The 2,718-nt window shown below is 65.5% G+C and carries 2 protein-coding genes and 2 pseudogenes; all 4 read left to right on the top strand.

Annotated elements, in window-relative coordinates; genetic code table 11:
• Nucleotides 1-614, top strand: a pseudogene (locus tag AC1P6P_RS16420) (hypothetical protein); the annotation flags it as partial.
• Between the two features lie 4 nt (nt 615-618).
• Nucleotides 619-1,320 (top strand): structural cement protein Gp24, encoded by a 702-nt coding sequence (locus tag AC1P6P_RS16415; RefSeq protein WP_481403525.1) that lies wholly within the window; start codon nt 619-621, stop codon nt 1,318-1,320.
• 6 nt (nt 1,321-1,326) lie between these two features.
• Complete coding sequence (locus AC1P6P_RS16410) at nt 1,327-2,430, top strand: DUF2184 domain-containing protein (RefSeq protein ID WP_481403524.1); 1,104 nt, start codon at nt 1,327-1,329, stop codon at nt 2,428-2,430.
• An 87-nt stretch (nt 2,431-2,517) separates the two neighbouring features.
• A pseudogene (locus tag AC1P6P_RS16405) lies at nt 2,518-2,718 on the top strand (hypothetical protein); the annotation flags it as partial.

The raw sequence follows: 2,718 nt of genomic DNA, 5'->3' as shown, positions 1-2,718 counted from the left end.
TGATCGAAGGACGCGCAGGGCCGGATGTCATGGTTGGAGACGAACGAATGAAGAAGCTCGCTTCCGGGATCGCTGCGCTGGTCGCGCCGCACCTCGCCGCCGACGCCGCGCTCGATGCCGATGCGCTTGCCGCCGCCATTCTTGCCCTCGACGAGGACGACAAGGATGCCGACGGTGATGATGACGATTCTGCCGAGGACGAAGACCCCGATGCCAAGGAGGACGACGACCCGTCGCCGGCCGAGGACGAAGACGACGACGACGACAAGGACGACAAGCCGGCCATGGACGCCGCGACTGTCGCCCGCATGATCGACAAGGCCGAGAAGCGCGGCGCTGCCCGTGCCGCTGCACTCTCGGTTGCCCTGCACGACGTCAAGCCGTTGGTCGGCGAAGTCGTCGGCATGGACAGCGCCGAGAAGGTCTACCGCTTCGCGCTCAAGACGAAGGGCTACGCTGTCGCCGCGCTCGACGCCGCACCGGCCGCCACGCTCAAGGCGATGGTTGCCCGCGAGGTCACCGCCTCGCAGCCGCTGGCCACCGACGCCGCCCCGATCGTGGAGAGCAAGCTCGCCAAGATCATCCCGAACCTTCCTCCCGTGATCCGGAGCTAACGCAATGGCTTTCCAGACTTCCGTCGCTTCGCAGCAGTCGCCCGGCATCGAGGGCGGCTTCTATGGCGCCAACCCGCAGTTCAGCCTAACGAATTTCGACGAGGCCCAGCTCGTCGCTGGCTCGGCCGGCGTTACCATCGGCCAGTTCGCCTGGGCGAATGCCACTGCCGGCACCGGCTTCGGCCAGGTGACCAGCGCGCACCCCGGCACCGCCAATGTCCGCTACGGCTTCGTACATCGCGACCAGCCCGCTGTGATCGCGGCTCTGCTCGCCGGCACCTCGAACCTCGTGGTGGCCGGACAGGCGATCGACCTGCTCGAAGATGGTCCGGTGTGGGCCCGCTTCGCAGGCGGCGCGGCCATCAACCAGAAGGTCTACATGAACTACGCGGACGGCGCCTGCAAGGCGGCGGCCACGGCCACTCCGGCCACCGCGACCTTCACCGCGACCACGACCAACGGTTCGCCGAACCTGACCTCCGTTTCGGGCGCTGCCTATGCCGGTGAGCCGATCAGCGGCACCGGCATTCCGGCGGGCGCATACCTCGTGAGCGTCAACTCCGTCGCGGGCACCGCGGTTATGTCGGCCAACGCCACGGCGTCCGGCTCGATCACCGTCACTCGCACCACCAATTTCGAGACCGCCTACAATGTCCGCTCGACGGCGGGCAGCGGCGAACTCGCCAAGATCAGCGTCCGGGGGTAACTGAACATGCGCGATCCCGTTATTCGTCAGGAACTCGCCGAGCGCGGCGTATTCTTCCCCACCAACGCGGTGTTTGCCCACGACGGCTCCGATGCCGGCCGTGCGCGGGCCTCTCGCTTCAAGCAGGACTACCGCCTCGCTCTCGACGCCTTCCCGCACCTCAAGTCGCAGGTTGCGGCGATGGACGCTCAGCCGGGCCTTGCCACCAGCGTCAACGCCGGTGTCCTGCTCTCGGCCGTGTCGGTCATCGACCCCGAAGTCATCCGGGTCATCTTCACCCCGATGCGCGCCGCCGAGATCATGGGCGGTGAGGCGCAGAAGGGCTCGTGGGTCGACCAGGTTGCCTACTTCCCGATGGTTGAAGCCACCGGTCAGGTGGCCAGCTACGGCGACTACAGCAACAACGGCGACGTGGACGCCAACGAGCAGTGGAACTACCGCCAGCCCTACACCTGGCAGTCGTTCAAGCGCTACGGCGAGCAGCAGCTCGAACGCTGGGGCGCGGCCGGCCTGAACTATGCCGGCGAGCTCGACAACGCGATGGCGCTGACCTTCAACAAGTTCAGCAACAAGACCTACTTCTACGGGGTCACCGGCCTCGTGAACTATGGCCTGCTCAACGACCCGTCGCTGCCGAGCACGATTTCGCCGAACACCAAGGCGATCACCACGGACGGCAGCCGCTGGACCTATGCCAGCGCGCTCGAAATCTTCAACGACGTGAAGAAGCTCTATTCGACGCTGGTGACCCAGATGGGCGGTAACGTCGAGATGACCGATGCGATGACGCTGGTTCTTTCGACCACCCGTCAGCCCTGGCTGCTGACCAGCAACGACTACGGCCTGAACGTGGAGGACCTTCTCAAGAAGGCTTTCCCGAACCTGAAGATCAAGGCCGCGCCGGAATACACTACCACGTCGGGCGAGCTCCTCATGCTCATCAAGGACGACGTGGACGGCAAGAAGACCGCCTACCCGGCCTACACCGAGAAGATGCGGGCTCACGCTCTGGTCACCCATGCCTCGTCATGGTCGCAGAAGAACTCGGCCGGCACGTGGGGCACCATCCTGCGCTACCCGATCGCGGTGGCCCGGATGCTCGATATCTGACCTTCCTGCCTTCCCATAGCCCCGCCTGTCTCACCCGCAGGCGGGGTTCCGATGAAGCCAGGACCGCCCCATCCAGAGGAGCTACACATGATTGTCGGTTGCAAACTGCCCCACGGCCACACCATCGAACACGGCGGCGAGGTCATCGTCCTCAACGGCGGCAACGTCGGCTATGATCCGAACAACCCGTGGCGTCAGGGAATGGCACCGGATACGATAGACCGCACGTCCGGCGCTGGGCTGACGCTGATCGAGGGCAAGCAGGCCGAGGCGTTCAAGGACTGGTAC

The organism is Rhizomicrobium sp. (genome assembly GCF_056722145.1).
This window is presented reverse-complemented; position numbering and strand designations above follow the sequence as displayed.